This is a genomic window from Pseudomonas sp. NFIX28, from assembly GCF_900107395.1.
GTDB lineage: Bacteria > Pseudomonadota > Gammaproteobacteria > Pseudomonadales > Pseudomonadaceae > Aquipseudomonas.
In genome coordinates, this window is record NZ_FNPW01000004.1 from 95119 (window position 1) to 118286 (window position 23168).

Annotated in this window: 25 protein-coding genes and 2 pseudogenes; 13 read left to right on the forward strand and 14 right to left on the reverse strand. The window is 60.6% G+C overall.

Annotation, left to right across the window (positions count from 1 at the left end):
• The first annotated feature begins 1 nt into the window (after position 1).
• Complete coding sequence (locus BLV20_RS09150; RefSeq protein WP_092300053.1) at positions 2-769, forward strand: DODA-type extradiol aromatic ring-opening family dioxygenase; 768 nt, start codon at positions 2-4, stop codon at positions 767-769.
• A 113-nt stretch (positions 770-882) separates the two neighbouring features.
• On the opposite strand, the pseudogene BLV20_RS09155 reads toward BLV20_RS09150, so the two are convergent.
• Positions 883-2590 (reverse strand): annotated as a pseudogene (locus BLV20_RS09155) (DEAD/DEAH box helicase).
• 386 nt (positions 2591-2976) lie between these two features.
• Between BLV20_RS09155 and BLV20_RS09165 the strand changes: the two are divergent.
• Entirely contained in the window at positions 2977-3768 is a 792-nt protein-coding gene (locus BLV20_RS09165) for a crotonase/enoyl-CoA hydratase family protein (protein ID WP_092301021.1), read from the forward strand.
• A 77-nt stretch (positions 3769-3845) separates the two neighbouring features.
• On the opposite strand, the gene BLV20_RS09170 is transcribed toward BLV20_RS09165, so the two are convergent.
• On the reverse strand, positions 3846-4601 hold the full coding sequence (locus tag BLV20_RS09170; protein ID WP_092300056.1) for a spermidine synthase: 756 nt from the start codon (positions 4599-4601) through the stop codon (positions 3846-3848).
• A 161-nt stretch (positions 4602-4762) separates the two neighbouring features.
• On the opposite strand from BLV20_RS09170, the gene BLV20_RS09175 reads away from it, so the two are divergent.
• Positions 4763-6109, forward strand: coding sequence for a class II 3-deoxy-7-phosphoheptulonate synthase (locus tag BLV20_RS09175; protein ID WP_092300059.1), 1347 nt, complete (start codon positions 4763-4765; stop codon positions 6107-6109).
• A 76-nt stretch (positions 6110-6185) separates the two neighbouring features.
• Here the strand turns inward: BLV20_RS09175 and BLV20_RS09180 are convergent, their stop codons facing one another.
• Positions 6186-7397: a winged helix-turn-helix domain-containing protein gene (locus BLV20_RS09180; protein ID WP_092300062.1), complete on the reverse strand. Its 1212-nt coding sequence runs from the start codon at positions 7395-7397 to the stop codon at positions 6186-6188.
• 66 nt (positions 7398-7463) lie between these two features.
• Positions 7464-7685, reverse strand: coding sequence for a DUF1127 domain-containing protein (locus BLV20_RS09185; RefSeq protein WP_092301024.1), 222 nt, complete (start codon positions 7683-7685; stop codon positions 7464-7466).
• Positions 7686-7782: 97 nt separating this feature from the next.
• Here BLV20_RS09185 and BLV20_RS09190 point away from each other — a divergent pair, with 97 nt between their 5' ends.
• Positions 7783-8637: a LysR substrate-binding domain-containing protein gene (locus BLV20_RS09190; protein ID WP_175540176.1), complete on the forward strand. Its 855-nt coding sequence runs from the start codon at positions 7783-7785 to the stop codon at positions 8635-8637.
• On the opposite strand, the gene BLV20_RS09195 is transcribed toward BLV20_RS09190, so the two are convergent.
• Positions 8627-9376: a sulfite exporter TauE/SafE family protein gene (locus tag BLV20_RS09195; protein ID WP_092300068.1), complete on the reverse strand. Its 750-nt coding sequence runs from the start codon at positions 9374-9376 to the stop codon at positions 8627-8629. The two genes, BLV20_RS09190 and BLV20_RS09195, sit on opposite strands and share 11 nt — an antisense overlap.
• A 107-nt stretch (positions 9377-9483) precedes the next feature.
• On the opposite strand from BLV20_RS09195, the gene BLV20_RS09200 reads away from it, so the two are divergent.
• The 4 genes from BLV20_RS09200 (at position 9484) to BLV20_RS09215 (ending at position 12724) form a co-directional block, all read left to right on the forward strand.
• A complete protein-coding gene (locus tag BLV20_RS09200) occupies positions 9484-10434 on the forward strand; it encodes a LysR family transcriptional regulator (protein ID WP_092300071.1) in 951 nt (316 codons plus the stop codon).
• Between the two features lie 77 nt (positions 10435-10511).
• Positions 10512-10973, forward strand: coding sequence for a MarR family winged helix-turn-helix transcriptional regulator (locus tag BLV20_RS09205; RefSeq protein WP_092300074.1), 462 nt, complete (start codon positions 10512-10514; stop codon positions 10971-10973).
• A gap of 276 nt (positions 10974-11249) precedes the next feature.
• A complete protein-coding gene (locus BLV20_RS09210; protein WP_092300077.1) occupies positions 11250-11669 on the forward strand; it encodes an organic hydroperoxide resistance protein in 420 nt (139 codons plus the stop codon).
• A 41-nt stretch (positions 11670-11710) separates the two neighbouring features.
• Positions 11711-12724, forward strand: coding sequence for an alpha/beta hydrolase (locus BLV20_RS09215; RefSeq protein WP_092300080.1), 1014 nt, complete (start codon positions 11711-11713; stop codon positions 12722-12724).
• Positions 12725-12808: 84 nt separating this feature from the next.
• Here the strand turns inward: BLV20_RS09215 and BLV20_RS09220 are convergent, their stop codons facing one another.
• The gene (locus BLV20_RS09220) at positions 12809-13381 is read right to left on the reverse strand and encodes an elongation factor P (RefSeq protein ID WP_023966275.1); all 573 of its coding nucleotides are present in this window, start codon (positions 13379-13381) and stop codon (positions 12809-12811) included.
• A gap of 413 nt (positions 13382-13794) precedes the next feature.
• On the opposite strand from BLV20_RS09220, the gene BLV20_RS09225 reads away from it, so the two are divergent.
• Together BLV20_RS09225 and BLV20_RS09230 are read left to right on the forward strand one after the other, a co-directional pair.
• Positions 13795-14919, forward strand: coding sequence for a polymorphic toxin type 44 domain-containing protein (locus BLV20_RS09225; protein ID WP_092300083.1), 1125 nt, complete (start codon positions 13795-13797; stop codon positions 14917-14919).
• Positions 14920-14935: 16 nt separating this feature from the next.
• Positions 14936-15316: a hypothetical protein gene (locus BLV20_RS09230; protein WP_092300086.1), complete on the forward strand. Its 381-nt coding sequence runs from the start codon at positions 14936-14938 to the stop codon at positions 15314-15316.
• A gap of 640 nt (positions 15317-15956) precedes the next feature.
• On the opposite strand, the pseudogene BLV20_RS09240 reads toward BLV20_RS09230, so the two are convergent.
• The 3 genes and pseudogenes from BLV20_RS09240 to earP all read right to left on the reverse strand — a co-directional run.
• Positions 15957-16160 (reverse strand): annotated as a pseudogene (locus BLV20_RS09240) (integrase core domain-containing protein); the annotation flags it as partial.
• A 187-nt stretch (positions 16161-16347) separates the two neighbouring features.
• Positions 16348-16464 carry a transposase gene (locus tag BLV20_RS09245; RefSeq protein WP_371914304.1) on the reverse strand — a complete coding sequence of 39 codons (117 nt, stop codon included), beginning with the start codon at positions 16462-16464 and terminating at the stop codon, positions 16348-16350.
• Positions 16465-16555: 91 nt separating this feature from the next.
• Positions 16556-17695: an elongation factor P maturation arginine rhamnosyltransferase EarP gene (gene earP, locus BLV20_RS09250; RefSeq protein ID WP_092300089.1), complete on the reverse strand. Its 1140-nt coding sequence runs from the start codon at positions 17693-17695 to the stop codon at positions 16556-16558.
• Positions 17696-17817: 122 nt separating this feature from the next.
• On the opposite strand from earP, the gene BLV20_RS09255 reads away from it, so the two are divergent.
• Complete coding sequence (locus BLV20_RS09255) at positions 17818-18213, forward strand: hypothetical protein (protein ID WP_092300092.1); 396 nt, start codon at positions 17818-17820, stop codon at positions 18211-18213.
• Positions 18214-18215: 2 nt separating this feature from the next.
• Positions 18216-18698: a GreA/GreB family elongation factor gene (locus BLV20_RS09260; RefSeq protein ID WP_092300095.1), complete on the forward strand. Its 483-nt coding sequence runs from the start codon at positions 18216-18218 to the stop codon at positions 18696-18698.
• 13 nt (positions 18699-18711) lie between these two features.
• Here BLV20_RS09260 and cysB read toward each other — a convergent pair whose 3' ends face one another.
• From cysB to BLV20_RS09285, 5 genes are all read right to left on the reverse strand, one after another.
• On the reverse strand, positions 18712-19686 hold the full coding sequence (gene cysB, locus BLV20_RS09265; protein WP_007931387.1) for an HTH-type transcriptional regulator CysB: 975 nt from the start codon (positions 19684-19686) through the stop codon (positions 18712-18714).
• A 112-nt stretch (positions 19687-19798) separates the two neighbouring features.
• On the reverse strand, positions 19799-20299 hold the full coding sequence (locus BLV20_RS09270) for a universal stress protein (protein WP_092300098.1): 501 nt from the start codon (positions 20297-20299) through the stop codon (positions 19799-19801).
• Between the two features lie 93 nt (positions 20300-20392).
• Positions 20393-21298: a 5'-nucleotidase gene (locus tag BLV20_RS09275; RefSeq protein ID WP_016704334.1), complete on the reverse strand. Its 906-nt coding sequence runs from the start codon at positions 21296-21298 to the stop codon at positions 20393-20395.
• A 22-nt stretch (positions 21299-21320) separates the two neighbouring features.
• Entirely contained in the window at positions 21321-22277 is a 957-nt protein-coding gene (locus tag BLV20_RS09280) for a putative 2-dehydropantoate 2-reductase (RefSeq protein ID WP_092300101.1), read from the reverse strand.
• Positions 22277-22663 (reverse strand): YbbN family protein, encoded by a 387-nt coding sequence (locus BLV20_RS09285; RefSeq protein ID WP_092300105.1) that lies wholly within the window; start codon positions 22661-22663, stop codon positions 22277-22279. Before BLV20_RS09285 ends, BLV20_RS09280 begins: the two co-directional genes overlap by 1 nt.
• Between BLV20_RS09285 and BLV20_RS09290 the strand changes: the two genes are divergently transcribed.
• Positions 22662-23105 carry a PilZ domain-containing protein gene (locus BLV20_RS09290; RefSeq protein ID WP_092300108.1) on the forward strand — a complete coding sequence of 148 codons (444 nt, stop codon included), beginning with the start codon at positions 22662-22664 and terminating at the stop codon, positions 23103-23105. The two genes, BLV20_RS09285 and BLV20_RS09290, sit on opposite strands and share 2 nt — an antisense overlap.
• Positions 23106-23168: the final 63 nt, after the last annotated feature.

Consider the following 23168-nt stretch of genomic DNA (forward strand, 5'->3'; position numbering starts at 1 on the left):
CATGCTCCCTAGCCTGTTCATCTCCCACGGATCACCGATGCTCGCCCTGGAACCTGGCGCCAGCGGCCCGGCGCTCGCCCGCCTGGCGGCCGAGCTGCCGCGCCCCAAGGCCATTGTGGTGGTATCGGCCCATTGGGAAAGCCAGAGCCTGCAGGTCAGCAGCAACCCGCAACCGCAAACCTGGCATGACTTCGGCGGCTTTCCTGCCGCGCTGTTCGCCGTGCAATACCCCGCCCCCGGCCAGCCTGAGCTGGCGGAACAGGTGGCACAGTTGCTCAGGGTCAACGGCCTGCCGGCACAGCTCGACAACCAGCGCCCGTTCGACCATGGGGTCTGGGTGCCGCTGTCGCTGATGTACCCGCAGGCGGATATTCCGGTGGTCCAGGTATCGCTGCCCAGCCACCTCGGTCCGGCCTTGCAGACCCAGGTAGGACGCGCCCTGTCGAGCTTGCGGCAACAGGGCGTGTTATTGATCGGTTCAGGCAGCATTACCCACAACCTGCGCGAACTGGACTGGCATGCCGGCCCGGAAAGCGTCGAGCCCTGGGCCAAGGCTTTTCGCGACTGGATGATCGAGAAACTCGCCGCCAACGATGAAACCGCGCTGCATGACTACCGCCGCCAGGCACCGAATGCGGTACGCAGCCACCCCAGCGATGAACACCTGCTGCCGCTGTATTTCGCCAGGGGCGCCGGCGGCGACTTCAGCATCGCCCACCAAGGCTTCACCCTGGGCGCGCTGGGCATGGATATCTATCGCTTCGGCTGAGGCCCGCAGGTGCAAGGCGAACAGGCTTGTTCCACCAGATCAAAAACACCAGGCAAAAAAAATCCCCGCACCAGGCGAGGATTTTTTCGTTCAACCGATCAGCTCGACGCCGATCAGTCTTCGCGATAGCGGCGCAGCTTCAGCTGCTTGCCGGCAACGCGAGTGTCCTTCAGTTTGGTCAGCAGACGCTCCAGACCTTCCTCCGGCAACTCGACCAGGCTGAAGCTGTCACGCACCTGGATGCGACCGATGGCTTCGCGGGCCAGGCCGCCTTCGTTGAGGATGGCACCCAGCAGGTTCTTGGCCGCGATACCGTCACGCGCACCCAGCGCGGTACGGCAACGGGCACGACCTTCGGCCAGAGGCATCGGAGCACGACGCTCACGCTCGCCGCGATCAGGACGATCGCCGGAACGCTCGGGACGGTCGCCACGTGGTGCACTGTTCGGCACCAGTGGACGCTCTTTTTCGATCGCCGCCAGGTTCAGCGCTTGACCGTTGGTGGCCTTGCGCAGCAGGGCCGCGGCCAGGGCACGCGGGCTGCAACCGATATCGGCGGTCAGGCGATCCAGCAGGTCACCGTGGGTCGATTCAGCATCAGCGACCAGCGGCGACAGGCTGTTGGTCAGTTTCTTGATGCGCGCGTCGAGAACGGCTTGAGCGTCCGGCAGGCGAACTTCAGCAACCTTCTGACCGGTTACACGCTCGATCACTTGCAGCATGCGGCGCTCACGTGGAGTCACCAGCAGCAGCGCACGACCTTCGCGACCGGCACGGCCGGTACGGCCGATACGGTGCACGTAGGATTCCGGGTCGTACGGCATGTCCACGTTGAATACGTGGGTGATGCGCGGTACGTCCAGGCCACGGGCGGCAACGTCGGTCGCCACAACGATGTCCAGGCGGCCATCCTTGAGGGAGTCGATCACGCGCTCACGCTGGTTCTGGGCGATGTCGCCGTTCAGCGCAGCGGCCTTGTAGCCTTTGGCTTCCAGGGCGCTGGCCAGGTCCAGGGTCGCTTGCTTGGTGCGCACGAACATGATCAGGGCGTCGAAATCTTCCACTTCCAGCAGGCTGAGAACGGCAGAAGTCTTCTGGTCAGCGTGAACCAACAGGTGGGCCTGTTCGATCGCGGTAACGGTCTGGGTCTTGCTCTGGATCTTGACGTGTTTCGGGTCCTTCAGGTGACGCTCGGCGATCGCACGGATCGACTGCGGCAGGGTGGCCGAGAACAGGACAGTCTGACGGGTTTCCGGCATGGCCTTGAAGATGACTTCCAAGTCGTCCATGAAGCCCAGCTTGAGCATTTCGTCGGCTTCGTCGAGAACCAGGTGGTTCACGGTAGCCAGGACTTTTTCGTCGCGACGCAGGTGGTCGCACAGACGGCCCGGAGTGGCGACAACGATCTGTGCGCCATTACGGATTGCTTTCAGTTGTGGGCCCATCGGCGCGCCGCCGTAGACAGCCACAACAGTTACGCCCGGCATTTGCTTGGCGTAGGTTTCGAAAGCGGTTGCAACTTGCAGCGCCAACTCACGGGTTGGGGCCAGGATCAGAGCTTGCGGCTCGCGCTTGGACGGATCAATGCGGTGCAGGATAGGCAGGGCGAACGCGGCGGTTTTACCGGTACCGGTTTGCGCCTGGCCAATCATATCGTGACCGGCGAGGATGATCGGGATCGACTGCTGCTGAATGGCCGAAGGCTCTTCATAGCCGGTAGCGACTACTGCAGCGACAATATTGGGATGAAGTTCAAGAGCGGCGAAGCCGCCGATTTCCTGGGTCATGGGTCTGCCTCTAAGTGCATCCGCAAAGACCCATGCTCCAAAGCTGCGCATGCCGTGTAAGACTCAAGAGTCACCCTGGCAGCTTTGTCGGCGGGGATTTGCGAAAACGATTGAAAGAAATGAACGTCAAGGATAGTCCGCGCAGCGGACAAGCAGCCGAAGCTGACTTCGGGGAATTGCATCACCTATAACGAGGCCCGGTTAAAGGCCGGCGCGCACTATACCGGAATTACTCAAAAAAGGGAGTTTTTTTTATCGGAAAAACCCGCTGAACGCCTAGTTGTCACAGGCTTTGCGGATAATCCGGCAAAGGTCTATTTTGCACAGGCCCGCGCCTGTCGGGGGATGACACTTAAACGGTTCACCTTGCCGATCGATACCGTCGGTCCGAGACACTCTCTGCCGTCCGAGGAAATGCCCATGAGTCAGCCCAGTTGCAGTCGCGTCAGCCGTGAACAGCGTGGTCATCTCTTCCTCATCGGCCTGGACCGGGTCGCCAAGCGCAATGCCTTCGATTTGCAGCTGCTCGATCAGCTCAGCCTGGCCTACGGCGAGTTCGAAGCCAGCACCGAGGCCCGGGTCGCCGTGGTGTTCGGCCATGGCGAGCACTTCACCGCCGGGCTGGATTTGGCCAACGTCGGGGCGAAGCTGGCCAAAGGCTGGCAGGTGCCGGCCGGCGGCTGCGATCCGTGGGGCGTCTTCGCCGGCCCGCGGGTCAGCAAGCCGGTCATAGTCGCAGCGCAGGGCTACTGCCTGACCATCGGCATCGAGCTGATGCTGGCGGCGGACATCAACCTGTGCGCCAGCAATACCCGCTTCGCCCAGCTGGAAGTGCAACGCGGCATTTTTCCGTTCGGCGGCGCCACCCTGCGCCTGCCGCAGATCGCCGGTTGGGGCAATGCCATGCGCTGGTTGCTCACCGGCGATGAGTTCGACGCCCATGAAGCCCTGCGCCTGGGCCTGGTCCAGGAAGTGATGGCCAGCGAAGACCTGCTGCCCCGCGCCCTGGCCCTCGCCGAACGGATCGCCTGCCAGGCGCCGTTGGGGGTTCAAACCACCCTGATGTCGGCCCGACAAGCGCGGCTCGAAGGAGAAAGCGCGGCAGCGCAAGGGCTGCCGCCGCTGGTGAATAGACTGTTGAACAGCGAAGACGCCAAGGAAGGCGTGCGAGCGATGATCGAGAAGCGTCCGGGGGTGTTCAAGGGGTGTTGAGCGGTCCGGACAGGCGGTGAATGTGAGGCCTTATCGCGGGCAAGCCTCGCTCCTACAGATGTGCTCGACCAGCCGGCTCAGGTCGCCGGCCGGATGCACTTGATCAACGACTGCAACGAATAGCCCAGGCGCGGCGCCAGCGCCTCGGCCCGTGCGCTCAGGCCGTCCATGTGCAGATCCTGGTCCAGGTCGGACGGCACGATCAGAATCACGTTGCCCTCCTTCACCGGCAGCTCCCAGTAATGCCGATGGTAAAGCCCGCGCAGCAAGGCCGCGCCCAGCGGCTTGCCATCGTCGGTAGCCCACTGGTTGATGACCAGCCAGCCGCCCGGATTGAGACGTTTCTGGCAATTTTCCAGGAACCCCCAGGCCAGGTGCCCGACGCCAGGACCGACGTCGGTGTACAGGTCGACAAAAATCAGATCCGCCGACTCGGCGCTGTCCAGCAACTCGAGCGCATCGCCGACTCGGATATACAGACGCGGGTCGTCATCCAGCCCCAGGTACTCGATGGCCAGGCGCGGTACGTCGGGACGCAGCTCGATGGCCTCGACATCTTCCAGCGGCAGGAACTTGAGGCAGGCCTGGGTCAGGGTACCGGCTCCCAGGCCGAGAAACAGCGCGCTCTCGGGCTGCTCATGGCACAGCGCGCCAATCAGCATGGCGCGGGTGTAGTCATACTCCAACCAGCTCGGGTCGGCGGTAAACACGCAGCTCTGCTCGATGGCATCGCCAAATTCGAGGAAGCGGTAATCGGCCACTTCCAGTACCCGAATCATGCCGAACTCATCGTGCACTTCGGCGAGCAGGCGCTCGACGCGCTCCTCAGTCATCTCTTCTCCTAGCCGCGATGGGGCTCAACCTCGCCATCGCGATAAACCAGCCGCTCGGCGCCGAGCGGGAAAGGCGCGATTGTCCGCGAACCGGCGGGAACAGGTCACGCACTAATTGCTGCTAACATGCCTATCCGACTTTAAAACCACTCGAGTCCACGATGAGCCAACCCTGGAGTCCTGACAGCTGGCGCGCCCTGCCGATCCAGCAACAACCTGCCTACCCCGACGCCGCCCACCTGTTGCAGGTCGAGCAGACCCTGGCCAGTTACCCGCCGCTGGTATTTGCCGGCGAAGCCCGGGAATTGCGCCGCCAGTTTGCCGAGGTGACCCAAGGCCGCGCCTTTTTGCTGCAGGGCGGCGACTGCGCCGAAAGCTTCGCCGAGTTCTCCGCGGCGAAGATCCGCGACACCTTCAAGGTCCTGCTGCAGATGGCGATTGTCATGACTTTCGCCGCCGGCTGCCCGGTGGTCAAGGTCGGGCGCATGGCCGGCCAGTTCGCCAAGCCACGCTCGGCCAATGACGAAACCATCAATGGCGTGACCCTGCCGGCCTATCGCGGCGATATCGTCAACGGCATAGGTTTCGATGTAAAAAGCCGGGTGCCGGACCCGGACCGCCTGCTGCAGTCCTACCACCAGGCCACCGCCACCCTGAACCTGCTGCGCGCCTTTGCCCAGGGCGGCTTTGCCGACCTGCACCAGGTGCACAAATGGAACCTGGACTTCATCGCCAACTCCGCCCTGGCCGAGAAATACAGCCAGCTGGCGGACCGCATCGATGAAACCCTGGCCTTCATGCGCGCCTGCGGCATGGACAGCTCGCCGCAGCTGCGCGAGACCAGCTTCTTCACCGCCCACGAGGCGCTGCTGCTGAACTATGAAGAAGCGTTCGTCCGTCGTGACAGCCTGACCAACGACTATTACGACTGCTCGGCGCACATGCTGTGGATCGGCGACCGCACCCGCCAGCTCGATGGCGCCCATGTCGAATTCCTGCGCGGCGTGAATAACCCGATCGGGGTCAAGGTGGGCCCGAGCATGAATGCCGATGACCTGATCCGCCTCATCGACATCCTCAACCCGGACAACGATCCGGGCCGCCTGAACCTGATCGCCCGCATGGGCGCAAACAAGGTTGGCGACCATCTGCCGCAGCTGATCCGCGCGGTGGAAAGCGAAGGCAAGAAGGTGCTGTGGAGCTCGGACCCGATGCACGGCAATACCATCAAGGCCAGCAGCGGTTACAAGACCCGCGATTTCGCGCAGATCCTCAATGAGGTGAAGCAGTTCTTCCAGGTCCACGAAGCCGAGGGCAGTTATGCCGGCGGCATCCACATCGAGATGACCGGGCAGAACGTCACCGAATGCATTGGCGGTGCGCGGCCGATTACCGAGGACGGCCTGTCGGATCGTTACCACACCCATTGCGACCCGCGGATGAACGCCGACCAGTCGCTGGAGCTGGCGTTCCTAATTGCCGAGACCTTGAAACAGGTCAAGCGCTGACCGTCAGGCCGCTATCGCAAGCAAGTTCGCTCCTGCACCGTTGATTCTGCAGGAGCGAGCCTGCTCGCGATGCCGCTTAAAGAAAAACACGCAGCCGCTGGGCACTGGCCCTCGGGCAATTGAGCTGCACGTCGGCCAGCCCCAGCCAGTCGGCCATGCGCCGCAAGCTGCTTGCCAGCGCCTGCATCCCCTGCTCGTCCAACCCCTGCTCCTCTTCATGCACGGCATGCACCGCCAGGCGCCCGTGCGCTCGCTCAGCCCGCAGGTCGACCCGCGCGGCGATCCGTTCATGGTGCAAAAACGGCAGCACGTAATAGCCATACACCCGCTTGTGCTGCGGTGTGTAGATTTCCAGCCGATAGTGGAAATCAAACAGCCGCTCGGTGCGGCTGCGCTCCCAGATCAGCGAATCGAAGGGCGATAGCAAGGCACTGGCCGCCACGCGACGCGGCACTGTCGCCTGCGGCAGGCAATACGCCGTTTGCTTCCAGCCCACCACCTTGCAGGCCACCAGCTCGCCGCCTTCCAGCAGTTCCGTCAGGCGCGCCCGGCTGTCCGCCGGTTCCAGGCGAAAATAGTCGCGCAGGTCTTTTTCCGTGGCCACGCCCAGGGCGCTGGCGGCATGCAGCAGCAAACCGCGCTGGGCGTCGGCTTCGCTGAGCGGCGAATGGCCGAGGATGCTTGAGGGAATCACCCGCTCCGGCAAGTCGTACAAGCGCTCGAAACCTCGCCGCCCCGCCACTGTCACTTCACCGGCGGCAAACAGCCATTCCAGTGCGTGTTTCTCCGCGCTCCAATCCCACCAGGGGCCAGCGCGCTCCTCACGGGTCGACAAGCTGCCCGCGCCCAGAGCGCCCTGCTCCTCGACCGCGGCCAGCACCCGACGGATAGTCGCCTGCTGCTCCTGGCCAAAACGCGCCAACTGCTGGTAGATGCCCTGCCCCTCGCTTGCCCGTTGCATGCGCCAGCGCATCAGCGGGTACAGCGACAGCGGCAGCAACGAGGCTTCGTGGCCCCAGTATTCGAACAGCGTGCGTTGCCGCCCCTGGCTCCAGGCAGCCTGGTCCAGCAGTGGCGCGGGGTAGTTGCCCAGGCGGGAGAACAGCGGCAAATAGTGCGAGCGCACCAGGGCGTTGACCGAGTCGATCTGCAGGATGCCCAGGCGCGCGATCAGGCGGTTGAGCTGTGCCGGCCCGATCGTCGCAGGCAGCGGTCGCCCGGAAAAGCCCTGGGCGGCCAGCGCCAGGCGCCGAGCCTGTTTGAGGGAAAAGGACAGTTCTGCGGGCATGGCAAATCTCCTTTGTCTGCCCGCAAGCTACCTCAGCGAGAAGCCGCTTGTGTAGCGCTTTGACGTTCACTTGTGCATCGGGTCGTCCCAGAACGGCCGCACAGTTTCCCGCTCCACATCCGCGCGACTGAGGCCAATGTCTTTCAGCGCCTCGTCACTCATGCCGGCGAGCATGGCGCGTTCACGGTGCAACTCATGCCAACGGACGACCCGCTGCAGCAGATGCCGCCAGGAAACGTCGTGCCAGGTAAACCGGTGAGCCAGTACAAAACCTTTTTGACCTTTCATCGTCTTGCCCTCCAAGTGGGATGGCTCAAGTTTCCGCCCAGGGCTAAGATCAATCCAACGAATGTTTCTTATGCAATACATCTCGGAGTTTGATGAATTGTCCAGCTACCCAAGCATTGATACCGAGGTGCTGCGCACCTTCGTTGCCATCGCCGACCAGGGCGGTTTCACCAAGGCCGGCGAGCTGGTCAATCGCACCCAGTCCGCGGTGAGCATGCAAATGAAACGGCTCGAGGAGGACGTGCTGCAACGCCAGCTGTTCCAGCGCGAGGGCCGCCAGGTACGCCTGACCGCCGAGGGCCAGGTGCTGCTGGGTTATGCGCGGCGCATCCTGAAACTGCACAGCGAAGTGTTCAACACCTTGCGCGAGCCGCACATGGTCGGCACCGTGCGCATCGGTACGCCGGACGATTACGTGATGCGTTTTCTACCGGGGATCCTGTCGCGCTTTGCCCAGGCTTATCCCTTGATCCAGATCGAGGTGCATTGCGAGTCGTCCAGGCAACTGCTGCTACGCCAGGATCTGGACCTGTCTATCGTCACCCGTGAGCCGGGCAGCGAAATCGGCCAGTTATTGCGCAAGGAGCGTTTCGTCTGGGCCGAGGCCCAGGGCTTCTGCCCGCATGAGCAAACGCCGCTGCCCCTGGCGATGTTCAACAGCGATTGCTTCTGCAGGCAGTGGGCGTGCAATGCCCTGGACGCCGCCGGTCGCGACTATCGCATCGCCTACAACAGCTCCAGCCTGTCGGCACTGATGGCCGTGGTCAGCGCCGGCCTGGCGATCACCGCGCAACTGGAAAGCCTGATCACCTCGGACATGCGCATCCTCGGCGCCGCCGAAGACCTGCCGGTATTGCCCGAGGCCAGCATCATGCTGGTGCGCAACCTCAACACGCCTTCGCCCATCACCGAATGCCTGGCCGAGCACATAGTCGAAGGCTTCAAACTTTAAAGGCGAGCATCACCGCGCAGACCACCAGGAAACCGCAGAACAGCCCGCGCAGCATTCGCTCGGGCAGCGCGTGGGCGATTTTCACTCCCCAACTGATGCTCAGCAGCCCACCCACCGCCAACGGCAGGCCGATCATCCAGTCCACCTCCCGATGCACCCCGTAGGTCACCAGCGTGACCCCGGTGCTGGGCAGCGCCAGGGCCAGCGACAGCCCCTGGGCGATTACCTGGGTGGTGCCGAACACGCTGGTCAGCACCGGCGTGGCAACCACGGCGCCGCCGACACCGAACAGCCCGCCCATCGCCCCGGAAGCCGCACCCAACACACCGAGCCATGGCCAGGGGTAGCGCATCTGCGCCGAAGCCGGGGCATTGGCCAGGAACATGCGCACCAGGTTATAGGCGGACAGCGCCACCAGGAACGCGACGAAGCCGATCCGCATAACCTGGGCGTCGATGCCCACGGCCCAGATCGAGCCGAGCCAGGCGAAACAGAACCCCATCAAGGCCAACGGCAAGGCGTGACGCGCCTCGATCCGGTTGCGCTGGTGATACCGCCACAACGCCAGCATCACGTTAGGCACCACCATCACCAATGCCGTGCCTTGGGCGATCTGCTGGTCCAGGCCGAACAGCACGCCCAGCACCGGAATCGCAATCAGCCCGCCACCAATTCCAAACAAGCCGCCCACCGTGCCGAGCGCCGCGCCCAATAACACATACATCGCCAAATCGATCACAGCCGCTCTCCTCACTCAGGCCATGCATGCTACGCAGTCGGCCCTGGTGCGGAAACGCACAGCAACGCACAATGGCTTTGCCAAATTCGCACAAGCAAAAATCCGCCATGAACCCCAATGCCCTTACCGACCAACTCGGCCTGTTCCTCGATGTGCTGGAAGCCGGGAGTTTTTCCGCCGCCGCGCGTCGCCATCCCTTGACCCCTTCGGCGGTAGCCCGGCGCATCGACAGCCTGGAAAATGCCGTCGGCAGCAAGCTGTTCATGCGTACCACCCATGCCGTGGTGGCCACGGCGGCAGGCCAGGCCTTCGCCGAGCGCGCCCGACGGATCGTCGCCGAACTGCAACTGGCCCGGGCGGAAGCCGTGTCCCTGAGCCACGCGCCGGAAGGCCTGATTCGCATCGATGCGCCCGCGGCATTCGGCCGGCGTCATCTGGCGCCGGCGATTGCCGATTTCCTGGTGCTCTATCCAGGGCTGGACGTGCAGCTGCACCTGATCGACAGCTTCGTCGACATGCAGGGCTCGCACCTGGGCAAGGTCGATCTGGTGCTGCGCGCCGGACAAAGGGTCGATACCCGCATGGTGGCGACTTCACTGGCGAGCATCGTGCGCATCGCCTGCGCCAGCCCGGCTTATTTAAAGCGTCGCGGCACACCGGTGCATCCCGCCGAACTGAGCCAACACGATGGCCTGGACTGGGATGGCCTGGCCCCGCTGTTCGCCTGGCGCTTCGAACTGGACGGGCAGTTGCAAACCCATCGCCCACAACGCATCCGCCTGAGCGCCAACAATGCCGAGGCGCTGCTGTCCGGTGCCCTGGCCGGGCTGGGTATCGCTCACTTGCCGACCTGGCTGGCCAGCGAACATCTGCTGCGCGGCGAACTGATGCCGCTGTTCTGCGAAACCGGCCTGCCCAAACCGGAAAGCGCCGGTATCTACGCCCTGCGCCTGGAACAGCACACCAACGCCCGCAGCCGCCTGTTGCTGGAATACTTGAAGACTCGTTTCAGCCCGATTCCACCCTGGGATCTGGCGCTGCAGAGCGCCATGGGCTGAAAACGCCGGCAAGAATTATCTGGCGCATTAAAGATTCGCCCGCTAGATTCAGGACGAGTATCAATCAAGGCCCGACCATGACCACCCAACGCTCCACCCCGGAAAAATGCGACGACCTGCTGCTGGATAACCAGCTGTGCTTCGCCCTGCATTCGACTTCGCTGCTGATGACCAAAGTCTATAAACCGCTGCTCCATGAGCTGGGCCTGACTTATCCCCAATACCTGGCGATGATGGTGCTCTGGGAGCACGACGGCCTGACCGTCGGCGAGATCAGCAGCCGCCTGCTGACCGATCCCGGCTCATTGACGCCCCTGCTCAAGCGCCTGGAGGCCGAGGGCCTGTTGAGCCGTACCCGCAGCCGCGAAGACGAACGAGTGGTCATCATCGAACTGACCGAGCAAGGTCGTGCCCTGCATGACCGAGCGCGAGGCATCCCCCAATGCATCCTCGGCTCCAGCGGCCTGACCCTGGAGCAATTGCGCAAACTGCAGGCCGACCTGCTGAACCTGCGCGGCCATCTGCAAGACAGCCTTTAACGGCGCCCTCGCGAGCACGCCTGCCTTCCCCCTGCAGAAGCGTTTGCTCGCGACTCCCTCCATTTCGACGCCGCCGACAGCGTGTCGAAAAAATATCTCAAAAAAATCCACATCAAAATCAACTGGTTAGCTCACAGCTCAGATTCTTTTCCAACGGATTTCGATTTTTTTCAAAAATTTATCTTGCGCACAAAATATTTGAGCGATACATTTATCTCGCACTTACTTGGCGCGCAAACATTTAGCGCAAACAACCAAACCCAAGAGGCTCACACCATGCAAACTCTCTATACCGCAGTCGCAACCGCAACCGGTGGCCGTGATGGTCGCGCCGTCTCCAGCGACAACATTCTCGACGTCAAGCTCTCCACCCCCAAGGAACTCGGCGGCGCCGGCGGCCAGGCGACCAACCCTGAACAACTTTTCGCCGCGGGCTACTCCGCCTGCTTCATCGGTGCCCTGAAATTCGTTGCCGGCCAAAGCAAGCGCAAGATCCCGGATAACGCCTCGATCACCGCCCATGTCGGGATCGGCCAGATTCCTGGCGGCTTCGGCCTGGACATCGACCTGCACATCAGCCTGCCAGGCCTTGAACAGAGCGACGCGCAATCGCTGGTCGAAGCGGCTCACCAGGTCTGCCCTTACTCCAACGCCACCCGCAGCAACGTCGACGTACGTCTGCACGTGACTGTCTAACCCAGCTGCGCACCCACGCCCGCACCGCCCAGGAGATGAACATGCACACGTTGAACAAAGTCTTGACCGGTAGCCTTCTCGCCCTCTCCATCAATACGGCTTTTGCCGAAGGCGGGGTCGAACACAACACCCAGGCGTTCCTCGACGCCTTGAACGCCGGCGGCGGCAAGCCGATGGAACAAATGACCGCGAAAGAGGCCCGGGCCGTGCTGGTCGGTGCCCAGGCCGGGGTCAAGCTGACACTGCCCAAGGCGGATGTCAGCCAAAAGACCATCAACGTCGACGGCCAGGACATCGGCCTGACCATCGTCAGGCCCGCCGGGGTGAAAGGCACGTTGCCGGTGTTCATGTTCTTCCACGGCGGCGGTTGGGTGCTGGGAGACTTCCCGACCCACGAGCGCCTGGTACGGGATCTGGTGGTGGGCTCCGGGGCTGCAGCGGTGTTCGTCAATTACACCCCGTCTCCGGAAGCGCGTTACCCGGTGGCGATCAATCAGGCTTATGCCGCCACTCGCTGGGTGGCCGAGCATGGCCAGGAAATAAACGTCGATGGCAAGCGCCTGGCGGTTGCCGGCAACAGCGTCGGCGGCAACATGGCGGCGGTGGTCAGCCTGATGGCCAAGGACAAGGGCACGCCAGCGATCAAGTTCCAGTTGCTGTTGTGGCCGGTCACCGACGCCAACTTCGAGACGGCGTCGTACAACCAATATGCCGAGGGGCACTTCCTCAGCAAAAACATGATGAAGTGGTTCTGGGACAACTACACCACCGATGCCCAGCAACGTAACGAGATCTACGCCTCGCCGCTGCGCGCCACCAGCGCCCAGCTCAAGGACCTGCCGCCCGCGCTGATCCAGACCGCTGGCGCCGATGTACTGCGCGACGAAGGCGAAGCCTATGCGCGCAAGCTAGACGAAGCCGGCGTGACCGTGACCTCGGTGCGCTACAACGGGATGATTCACGACTACGGCCTGCTCAATGTGGTCAGCCAGGTGCCCGCGGTGCGCTCAGCGCTGCTGCAAGCTTCCGAAGAGCTCAAGCAGCATCTGAAGTAAGCCGCAGCATCCTTAGGATCTTCGGCCACAAAAAAGCCCGACTCGATGGTCGGGCTTTTTTGTGGCTAAGGATTCAAGCAGTGCTTAAACCTTGGCGCGGCCTTTGTAAGAACCGCCGTCGCGAGTGTCGATCTCGATCCAGTCGCCGATTTCCACGAAATCTGCAACGCTCAGCTCGGTACCGTTTTTCAGCTTGGCAGGCTTCATCACCTTGCCCGAAGTGTCGCCGCGAGCGGAACCTTCGGTGTAGTCAACCTGGCGCACGATGGTGGTCGGCAGGTCAACGGAAACCAGACGGTCTTCGAAGAACACGGCTTCGCAAACGTCGGTCATGCCTTCTTCGATGAACGGCAGAACGGCTTCGATGTCTTCGGCGTTCAGCTCGTACATGGTGTAGTCAGTGGTGTCCATGAACGTGTAGGTGTCGCCGCTGATGAACGACAGGGTCGCTTCTTTGCGATCCAGGATCACGTCGTCCAGTTTGTCGTCCGCACCGTAAACGGTTTCGGTCTTGTAACCGGTCAGCAGGTTCTTCAGCTTGGTCTTCATGATCGCGCTGTTACGACCCGACTTGGTGAATTCAGCTTTCTGAACCAGCCAAGGATCGTTGTCGATACGGATCACGGTACCGGGTTTGAGTTCTTTACCAGTTTTCATTGCGAATATCCGAATTTGGATGGGATTTACAAAAATCTAGGCCGCGTATCATATCCAATTTAGATAAAACTGGGCAATGAAAGAGCTGGAAGGCCATCGTTGCGGGATCATTGGGCCCGGTAAAGTTCCTTGTAACGCCCTTGGGGCAAGGCTTGGTGTGGTCTTGGTGAAACCTTGGTGATCGGTTGTCGCGTTTCATCCAGAGGCGCCCAGGTCCGCGATAAGGCTCAGGCGCGAGGGCCCACGGGGGAACCTGGGCGCACACGGGGATTGAGGTGGTCATTCAGATTCTTCTGCCAGATTCTCATGAAGGGCTCCAGCAAAGTCCAGAATCGTCCTACAGCCTCCCCTGTCGATACTTGGTAGCCTCGCGAGGCTCTACAAAGGACCTTTACACGCAAGGATGATGTTCAGTGCTTTCTTCTGCTCGTCTGGGCGACAAACACGTCTGTCCTCTTCCCGGTCATGGCACGACCCCAATTGCTTGCGCTTCTGGCGACATCAACATCAACTTCATGGGAGCAGCCCGAGTCGGCGACACTTGCGGCTGTGGCGCGGTCATCACCACGGGGTTTCCCTCGATCATCCTGAATGGTCGCCCCATGGCCCACTTAGGGAGCCCCACCAGCCACGGTGGGACGGTCATCACGGGGTCGGGTGATACTTTCGGTGGCTTTGTCATGGGGGGCACTCCTGGGGCTGCCATCATCAACTTTGCAGCGCTCGGAGTGTTTCGCTCAGATGGCTCTGTAGACGATGAAAAGATGGCGACCTTGTTGGCTGATCCGAAGCTGACCGAGAAGGCCACCGCTGCGAATGCTTTGGTCGATCCCAATGGGGCCTCTAAGGCGCCTGAAGAGAAGCCTGAGGAGAAGGTCTGTAACGACCCTGACCGGATGGAAGAGGTAGCGAGCTACATTGCCGATGAGATTAACCGCAATATTCATCACCCATCCGTAATAAAGATGAAAGAGCTACTCAGCTATGACACTGCGGCAGAAACGCGGAAATACATGGACTTGCCGTGGTACGCCCAAGCAGGTGCAACCAGCCCTCAAGCCATTGCTGCTGCAAATGGGGCGGCTGCTATGGCCATATGGACTGAGCGAGTAGGCCTGGGTCGTGATTGGGACCACAAGCCGAAGATCTACGCGAGGTTCGGTGATTACTACTTCAAGCAAGGTAAATACAATTATTACTATGACATTTGGTCGAACGTCCACTATGGCTACGTTGGGCGGGCAGGCGGTCTTTCGGAAAGTGTTCTGTCTGACGGTGCGGGTATTGAGCAGATTGCGTCCGACTCCATCAGAAAAGTGCTTGATTGGGAGAAACGACGGGGGCCTCACGCGACCGAAGGTGTTAGTGGGGCCAGGGCTTACGATGACGCCCAGGACCGAATATCAATTAGTATCGGGACCCAACTATTTGCTGAACACCCTAACGGGGGCATCACCGCCCAAATGATCATGGAAAAGGTTCTTGCAGTTAACCCAGAGGATTGGGGGGATGGCGCCATTGTCCACATATGTAAGTAAACTGAGCAAGGGACGCATGCTGCTCCTGCTCCTGCTCGCGTCATGTGTATTTTGGTATATGACGTTGCCGAGAGTAGCTGTTAATTACTCCAAGGATGGCAAGGAGGAGTTCCGTTATATCTGGAACACCCAGCACCGTATTGACAAAGGGAGCATCCTCCCCGGTCAAGCGACCGCAGATATTGGCCACATCTTCCCCAACAAGGATTTCTTCATGATGTTCGATTGGTGGTCTGCCAAGGATCTGCGGAGATGCATCTCCATAACGCCAAAATGGGGGCGAACGACAGATATCTACCTTGATGAAAAGGGAAGAATCGACATCGCTAAAACTGGCCCTGACGTTATTTCTCGCTTGAAACAATGCGAGGGCGAGCCTGACCCTTTCCGCTCCTAAAGTTCTCTACCAGTGCCACTATAAAGCTCTATCGACAACATCCAAACGGAGGCATCACGGCAAAGATGATCATGGACGAGGTTCTTGCAGTACCACTGGGCGAATGGGGGGAAGGTGTCCGTGTCCACAAATGTAAGACCCATTAAATACAGGTACATTTTTGGCATTCTCTTTTTGCTACTGCTGTCGCCCGTCGTGTTTTGGAGGGTAGCGACCCCAGTGGTAACTGTTCACTACTCCAAGGAGGGGAAAGAGAAGCTTTCGGTGACCTGGAATACCGAACACCGAATTTATCGGAGTGGACGCGGAGGCCTATTTCCAGGCGAGGCGACATCTGATTTTGGTCACATTTTTCCAGATGCCGGGTTCTTCATGGAGTTCTATTGGTGGAGTGATACGGGCCGTAATCACTGCGTCAATATCACCCCTAAATGGCGAAGAACGGATATCTACCTCGACCTGAATGGCAATATTGATACCAGCCCAGGGAGCGGCACTGATACGGATCGCTTGAAGAAGTGCACTACGGACCCTGCTGATCCTTAAGCACTCCAAGCATCAGCAGGGTAAGGTCACCCAGTACAGCCACCAAGTAGAACGCAGACGACATTCCCAAAGCCTTCGACCAAAGGTGTGGTGGTCAACTAATCCCGGACACGACGTTAAGTTTTTTCTCGGCCTGAGCCGGGGCCATCCCATCGTTGAACTGGTGCGGTCGAATCCAGTTGTACCGATGCATCAGGTAATGACTGATGTCTCGGTGCGCGTCTTGAACCGTCATGTAGCCCACGGTTGGTATCCATTCAGTTTTCAAACTGCGAAACATGCGCTCCATCGGCGCATTGACGCTCCTATGTCAACAAGATCGAGCCGATTCAGCTAAATCCGCCAAGATCAAAGGGTAGAGTTCCCTGACGAGGTAACGCTTCAAACAGCGCTGGATTTCTTTGGAAGACAGACCTTGAGCACTACGCCGGGCGTCAGCGCTTTAGTCTGTGGAGTAACACCGCTGCGCTCCTGCTGGAGTTGGTTCACCCAACTACACCGAGCGACCGGCAGGCCTCGATATGGCTATAGCCTTGATCGAGCACGAAGGCTGCGGCCTCGCGTTTGAATTCAGCAGAAAAGGAACGACGTTGTTTGGTCATCAGACACCTCCATCTGGCGAGCATTTTCGCCTAAATGGGTGTCCGGTTTCATTAGACCACTACAGTTTCGTCCCGTGTTCATTGAGTCCTCTCAGTGCCCACCCTGATTTAGGTAAAACTGCACCAGCGCCGCAGCAAGATCGGGCTGCGAGCCTTGTTCCAGACACCACTTTTGCGCGTGAGCGGCTACTTCCGGCCAGTGTTCGAGCAGTTTTTTCCAGCCTTGCGTCATCTCGCCTCCGGCATTCCAGGCTTGCCACAGATCGATCAGCGCCGTCTTGGCCGCTGGCGACAGCCCCTGGGTGTAAAGCTCGAGAAAGGCGTCGAGCTTGTCCAGATGGATGTCTTCGTCCTGCTGGTAAATGTGCCAGAGCATCGGCCGACCGGCCCACTGCGCACGCACGAACGAGTCCTCGCCGCGTACTGCGTTGAAATCGCAGGACCACAGCAAATGGTCATATTGCTCTTGTCGGACGAATGGCAGCACCTGCACCGTCAGGGCGCCGCGAACTTGCACGGCCCCCGCCGCCAACGCCTCGACCTTAAGCCAGCGTTGCACGTCCCCAAGGATGCGTCCTTCGGGAATCAGCAGATGGGTAGCCCGCGAATCGCCCGCCAGCGCTTCCAGCCAACTGGCCAGGCCGGCGTTCTCATAGGCGAACAGCGACATCAATCGCGCGCCAGGTGCGGCAAATACGCCAAGCCCTTCCAGGAAGCGTTGCCGGGCCAGGGGATCCTGCTGAAATGCCTTGCGCCGTTCCAACAGTCCGGCCTCGCGCAGCAAGCCACCGGTGCCGGCTTGGAAACCCGGGAAAAAGAAGTATTTCTGCACGCCCTTGAACTTCACCGAAGGCAAACCATGGCAGCCGGTCACCCAGGCTTCAGCACTGAGGTAATCGAGGTTCAGCCACAGGGGCGTGCGCTCACGCTCGGCCATCGCCTCCATATAAGCCGGCGGCAACTGACAGGCAAAGGCCGCGATAACCACATCGGCAGCCGCCACAGGCGTCCACTCGACCGGCCATTGCCGCACGTCGACGCCTTCCTGCCATTGCTGAGCCAAGGCGACATCGATCGGCGGGCACAAACGCTCGAAAGCGCGCAGGTCATCCACCCACAGGCGCACCGCGCACTGATGCTCGGCCACCAATTGTCGGGCCAGCCGCCAGGTCACGCCGATATCGCCATAGTTGTCGACGACACTGCAGAAAATATCCCAGGAGGCTTTCATTCCGGGCTCCATTTGGCAAAGGCGCCGATTGTCCGCATAAATCGCCACGGACAGAAGAGCAAACGCCGATAATCTTCGTGCGACAATCGCGGCTTGCCGACACCGCCTGCCAGGAGGCCGCCATGCCCAATCGTGCAACACCCCGTCGCCCCATACGTATCAGCGTAAATGCACTTCAACTCAGCGGCAGTATTGCCCTGGGATTGTGGCTGGGTTTTCTCGCGATCGCCCTGACCTGCTGGCTGGCCTGGCGCTTTCTGTTCGACCAGCAGTTGGCGCCCGTCTCCCAGGCCATGCGCCAACTGGCGCAACCACCCAGCGCGGAATCGGCGGCATCCAGCCGCATGTTCGAGCAGTACCAGGAAAACCTGCGTAAAAACGAACAGCAACAGGCGCTGGATAATGCGCGCAGCAACCTGCGCAACCAGTCCAACCCGAAATGCCAATTCTGGCTGCAACAGGACCAGACCGCGCCGAGCGAAAAGAGCCGGGCCAATGTCCTGCAATTCTGCGATTGATCATGAATAAACACACCGTCCACCAGCTGATTCTCGACAAGCTCCGCAGCGATCTGGATATCGCCCAGCGCGCGGCGCAAACCGCCTATGAAGCGGCAACCCACGAAGAGAACATCGCTGAAAACAAATACGACACCCTGGGGCTCGAGGCATCCTATCTCGCCGCCGGCCAGGCCAGGCGTGTCGAGGAAATCAGGCAAGCCTTGGCGCTCTGCCAAAACATGCCCCTGCGCCCGTACGATGAACAGGCCGGTATCCAGGTCGGCGCACTGCTGGGTCTTGAAGATGAAAACGGCCACGAACAATGGCTGTTCCTGGCGCCGGATGGGGCAGGACTGAAAGTCGAGGTGGTGGGGCAACCGGTGACCGTCATCACCCCTCGTTCACCGCTGGGCAAAAGCCTGCTGGGCAAGTTCGAGGGGGATGAGCTGGAGATCGTCGTGGCGGGCGCTCGGCAACAATTCGCTGTCACCGAGGTCAAGTGATCCCGGCTACGACTTAGTGGACAGGCAGTTCGACGCCGTCGAACAGCTCTTCAAGTTCCTGCTTGTTGTGGCACTGAATGGCCTTGGCCATCACTTCGCGCGTCAGGTGCGGGGCGAACTTTTCGATGAAGTCGCACATGAAGCCACGCAGGAAAGTACCGCGGCGGAAACCGATTTTGGTGATGCTCGATTCGAACAGCTCGCTGGCATCCAGCACCACCAGGTCGCTGTCGAGCTTGGTATCGACTGCCATCTTGGCGACGATCCCCACCCCCAGACCCAGGCGCACGTAAGTCTTGATCACGTCGGCGTCGGCGGCGGTGAACACTACCTTTGGCGTCAGGCCGCGATGGCTGAACGCTTCGTCGAGCTTGGAGCGGCCGGTGAAACCGAACACGTAAGTCACGATCGGGTATTCGGCGAGGGTTTCCAGGGTCAGCTTCGGCAGCTTGGTCAGCGGGTGGCCCTGCGGTACCACCACACAACGGTTCCAGCGGTAGCACGGCATCATTACCAGGTCGCCAAACAGCTCCAGCGCCTCGGTGGCGATGGCGAAGTCAACGGTACCGTCGGCGGCCATTTCGGCAATCTGCATCGGCGAGCCCTGATGCATGTGCAATGCCACGTCCGGGTATTGCTTGATGAAGCTGCTGATCACCGGCGGCAGTGCATAACGGGCCTGGGTGTGGGTGGTGGCGATCGAGAGGGTGCCTTTCTTCTCGTTGGAGAATTCCTGGGCGATCTGCTTGATGCTCTCGACCTTGCGCAGAATCTCGCCAGCGGTGGTGATGATGCGTTCACCAGCCGGGGTGACACGGGTCAGATGCTTGCCGCTGCGAGCGAATACCTCGACGCCCAGCTCGTCCTCGAGCAGGCGGATCTGCTTGCTGATGCCCGGTTGCGAGGTATAAAGGCTTTGGGCTGTAGCCGAAACGTTGAGGTCGTGGTGCGCCACTTCCCAGATGTAGCGCAATTGTTGAAGCTTCATATGAATCCCTCAAAGCAGATAGACGCCACGGGCATCAGCGACGGTATATAACTATATTAATGGTTCGAAGAATTAATCTAGAACTTTTCTTCAGAAAATTCCAATAGCCGCGTCAGATATCTCCGAGCCGCCGACGCTGCACCAAAGGCACTAGATAAACCGGAACCTTGGCCAGTTGCAGTACCCGCGCGGCCGTCCTGCCCAATGGAGTTTCACCGCCCGTCCCATGGCTGTGACTTCCTACGATCAATAAATCCACAGAGAGTTTCGACGCCTGTTCGAGAATGACTTGCGAAGGGTCCCCCTGGAAAACCCTGACCGATTGAATCAACGCGAGATCCTGCATGCCCTCCCCCAGCTCTTCACGAAAGCTGTCGAGCACTCGTTGTTCGATATTCGCCATCACCGTGCTCAGGCCCTGGCTGTGAAACTCATTCAAGGCCTGCTCGTCGAGATAGCTTTGCAACACCGATTCGGCAAACAGCCCCATGGGTTCTACCGCATGAACCACGTGCAAGTCGGCATTGAATGTCCGAGCCAATTCCAAGGCATGTTGCATCACATAGGGCGCATACAGACCGAGGTCAGTGGCATACAGCATCGAACGAATCATATGACCTCCTCGACTGCCAATATGGCGGAGATTGATTCAGCTTAGCAGTGCCAAGGCGACTACGGCGTCCGGCGCAAGCCCGTGGCCATTGAGTCAAACCTTGGTTTCATTGCTGATGCCATGAGGCACATGGCCGGTGGCGACCACTTCGCGAGCCAGCTCGCAATGGCCCGCCTGATCGTCGAAGAACACATCGGCAGCGAAGGCTTCGAGAAACGCTGCCTTCTCCAGGCCACCCAGGAACAACGATTCGTCCAGGCGGATATCCCATTCGCGCAGGGTGCGGATCACCCGCTCATGGGCCGGTGCCGAACGTGCAGTTACCAGGGCAGTGCGGATCGGACAATCGTCGTCGGGAAACTCGCGCTGCAATAAATTGAGCGCGGCGAGGAAGCCTTTGAACGGCCCCCCACGCAACGGCTCACGGGCGGACTCGCGCTCCTTGGCCTGAAAGGCTTCCAGGCCCCCGAGCTGATAGACCCGCTCCGACTCATCGGAAAACAGCACCGCGTCGCCGTCGAAGGCAATCCGCAGTTCGGCGCTGGCGGCACGCCGAGCGCCACCGGAAAGAATGGTCGCCGCGGCAAACCCGGCGTCCAGCGCACTGCGCACATCCTCGGCATGGGTGGAAAGAAACAGGTCGCAACCAAAAGCCGCGAGATAGGGATAAGGGCTTCGCCCACCGACAAAAGCGGCCCGGGAAATATCCAGGCCGTAATGCTGGATCGAATTGAAAACCCGCAGGCCCGTATCGGCGCTGTTACGCGATACCAGCACCACCTCGACCCGTGCACGGCCGAGGCTGGCATTGAGGCTCAGGAGCTTTTTCACCAGGGGGAACGCATCGCCCGGTTCGAGCGACTCCTCCTCGTGATCGATCTGATACTTGCGGTAGGCCTCGACCCCTTCGGCCAGATAGACCTTATGGCTTTCACTGAGATCGAACAGGGCCCGCGACGAGATCGCCACCACCAATTTACCGCCCAAGCCCTTTGCCATTTCGCCTCCCCCAATACTGCGATCAACCGTTATGCCGGTCGATAAAACTCAACGCCTGATACAAGGCCTGCATTTTCGGCAGTTCGCATCCCGCCGCCTTGGCCGCTGCCAATGGCGCAGCGTAGATGGCCGATAGTTCCAGCGCACGCTTGTGCTGGTAGTCGTGGTACATGCTCGGCCAATAGTCCGGCATGTTCTCGGTCACCTTGAACAAGTGCTCAGCATAGCCGTCCGGCATGCTATGGCCACAGGCCTGGGCGCCCTGCACCACTTCACGCATCAAGGCCTGAATCAACTCGCGACTGTCGGCATCGGCCATCAGCGGCGTGGTGCTGGCCTTGAGCAACACCGACAAGCCGTTATACGGCACATTCCACACCAGTTTCTGCCAGCGTGCCTGTTGCAGATTGGCCATGGCCTGGGAACCGATCCCAGCCTTGCGGAACAGATCGGCGCCCTCTTCAACTATCGCCTGGCGCTGCGACTCGTCTTGTGTTGCCGGGCCGCTGTGATAACCCAGGTTCACCGCGCCCAGCGCCTGATGCTCGATCACCCCCGGCCCGGCACGGTGCACGCAGATAAAACACAGGCCGCCCAATAGATGCAGCGCGTCGGGAAGCAGGTCGCGCAAACCGTCTTCCACATCCAGGCCATTCTGCAGCAACAGCACCTTGGCGCCGGGAGCTGCCGCGGCAAGGATGGCCGGAGCCAACTCGGCGTTGCTGGTGGTCTTGGCCCCCACCAGCAGCCAATCGCAGGGCGGCATGTCTTCAGCATTCGCGTAAGCCTGGACCGGGTTCAGGGTCAGCCCGCCATGCACAGCGCTATGCAATTGCAAACCGCGCTCAGTGACCGCGGCGAATTCGCTGCGCAACAGGAAATGCACATCCAGGCCGGCTCGCGCCAGCAGCATCCCATAGAAACCACCGATCGCTCCGGTACCGATAATGCCGATTCGCGGCGTGTGGACTGCTTCCATCAAGGCAACTCCTCTGGAATTCGATTCAACGCGTGCACCAGGCGCTCGCTGAGCTCGCCGGGTATCAGGCGCGACTGTAAGGCCCCATAAAATTCACCGTCGCGCACCACAAACAATGCCGGCAGGTGAAACACCTGATAACGCTCGACCGCTCCGCCATTGTTCCCCGCGTCGATCCAGCACAACCGCTCGATCGGCAGATCGAACCCGGGCAGCTGCTGCCGGGCCCAACGACAGCTGGCGCAACCCGCGCTGGTAAATATCACCAGCGAGACACCGCTCATCGCCAACAATTGCTGATCGATATCGAAATCAGTCAGCTCCAATTCGACCACTATACTGGGGGAAACAATGTCACATAGCCGACACTCGGAGTCCGCGTTCATGGGACGTTTCATTCCTCATCCTGACGATGTTCCGGTTGAGCTGACCTTACGCAAGCACGCCTGCATTTCGCGTCAACGGTTGCACACTATCAGCCTGGGCGGCATGGCTTGCAATTATCACCGCGCCTGGCGCCATGGCACCGCACTGCAAGTAAGCATGCCCACTCTGGGGGAAAACGCCCGCTACAACGGTTATGTGGCCTGGTGCCTGCGACGCAAGCGCGGTTATCTGGTGGGCATCGCCTTCGTTGACGAACAAACCCTGTTCCGTGCGCGGATGAGCGAGCAGGTCTGCCAGATTACGCATTACTGCCACCTGCATGAACCTCAAGCCGAACAGCGACAGATCGAGGCCCTGGCCCAGCAATGGGTCGAACAGCACGCCGCCGAGTTCTCCCACGACCGGGTTCATCAGGCTTTTATGCGGCCAGCGCTGGATTAAACCCGCCTCTGCCCATTGTCGACCCCCGGTGTAACGCGCTAAGGTTCGGCTCCCCGACGCGCT

What these genes read in the sequence shown, in the direction of transcription:
- BLV20_RS09150 (WP_092300053.1), top strand. Translation starts at nt 2, where the DNA reads ATGCTCCCTAGCCTGTTCATCTCCCACGGATCACCGATGCTCGCCCTG.
- BLV20_RS09165 (WP_092301021.1), top strand. Translation starts at nt 2,977, where the DNA reads ATGAGTCAGCCCAGTTGCAGTCGCGTCAGCCGTGAACAGCGTGGTCAT.
- BLV20_RS09170 (WP_092300056.1), bottom strand. Translation starts at nt 4,601, where the DNA reads ATGACTGAGGAGCGCGTCGAGCGCCTGCTCGCCGAAGTGCACGATGAG.
- BLV20_RS09175 (WP_092300059.1), top strand. Translation starts at nt 4,763, where the DNA reads ATGAGCCAACCCTGGAGTCCTGACAGCTGGCGCGCCCTGCCGATCCAG.
- BLV20_RS09180 (WP_092300062.1), bottom strand. Translation starts at nt 7,397, where the DNA reads ATGCCCGCAGAACTGTCCTTTTCCCTCAAACAGGCTCGGCGCCTGGCG.
- BLV20_RS09185 (WP_092301024.1), bottom strand. Translation starts at nt 7,685, where the DNA reads ATGAAAGGTCAAAAAGGTTTTGTACTGGCTCACCGGTTTACCTGGCAC.
- BLV20_RS09200 (WP_092300071.1), top strand. Translation starts at nt 9,484, where the DNA reads ATGAACCCCAATGCCCTTACCGACCAACTCGGCCTGTTCCTCGATGTG.
- BLV20_RS09205 (WP_092300074.1), top strand. Translation starts at nt 10,512, where the DNA reads ATGACCACCCAACGCTCCACCCCGGAAAAATGCGACGACCTGCTGCTG.
- BLV20_RS09210 (WP_092300077.1), top strand. Translation starts at nt 11,250, where the DNA reads ATGCAAACTCTCTATACCGCAGTCGCAACCGCAACCGGTGGCCGTGAT.
- BLV20_RS09215 (WP_092300080.1), top strand. Translation starts at nt 11,711, where the DNA reads ATGCACACGTTGAACAAAGTCTTGACCGGTAGCCTTCTCGCCCTCTCC.
- BLV20_RS09220 (WP_023966275.1), bottom strand. Translation starts at nt 13,381, where the DNA reads ATGAAAACTGGTAAAGAACTCAAACCCGGTACCGTGATCCGTATCGAC.
- BLV20_RS09230 (WP_092300086.1), top strand. Translation starts at nt 14,936, where the DNA reads ATGCTGCTCCTGCTCCTGCTCGCGTCATGTGTATTTTGGTATATGACG.
- BLV20_RS09245 (WP_371914304.1), bottom strand. Translation starts at nt 16,464, where the DNA reads ATGACCAAACAACGTCGTTCCTTTTCTGCTGAATTCAAACGCGAGGCC.
- earP (WP_092300089.1), bottom strand. Translation starts at nt 17,695, where the DNA reads ATGAAAGCCTCCTGGGATATTTTCTGCAGTGTCGTCGACAACTATGGC.
- BLV20_RS09255 (WP_092300092.1), top strand. Translation starts at nt 17,818, where the DNA reads ATGCCCAATCGTGCAACACCCCGTCGCCCCATACGTATCAGCGTAAAT.
- BLV20_RS09260 (WP_092300095.1), top strand. Translation starts at nt 18,216, where the DNA reads ATGAATAAACACACCGTCCACCAGCTGATTCTCGACAAGCTCCGCAGC.
- cysB (WP_007931387.1), bottom strand. Translation starts at nt 19,686, where the DNA reads ATGAAGCTTCAACAATTGCGCTACATCTGGGAAGTGGCGCACCACGAC.
- BLV20_RS09270 (WP_092300098.1), bottom strand. Translation starts at nt 20,299, where the DNA reads ATGATTCGTTCGATGCTGTATGCCACTGACCTCGGTCTGTATGCGCCC.
- BLV20_RS09275 (WP_016704334.1), bottom strand. Translation starts at nt 21,298, where the DNA reads ATGGCAAAGGGCTTGGGCGGTAAATTGGTGGTGGCGATCTCGTCGCGG.
- BLV20_RS09280 (WP_092300101.1), bottom strand. Translation starts at nt 22,277, where the DNA reads ATGGAAGCAGTCCACACGCCGCGAATCGGCATTATCGGTACCGGAGCG.
- BLV20_RS09290 (WP_092300108.1), top strand. Translation starts at nt 22,662, where the DNA reads ATGGGACGTTTCATTCCTCATCCTGACGATGTTCCGGTTGAGCTGACC.
- BLV20_RS09285 (WP_092300105.1), bottom strand. Translation starts at nt 22,663, where the DNA reads ATGAACGCGGACTCCGAGTGTCGGCTATGTGACATTGTTTCCCCCAGT.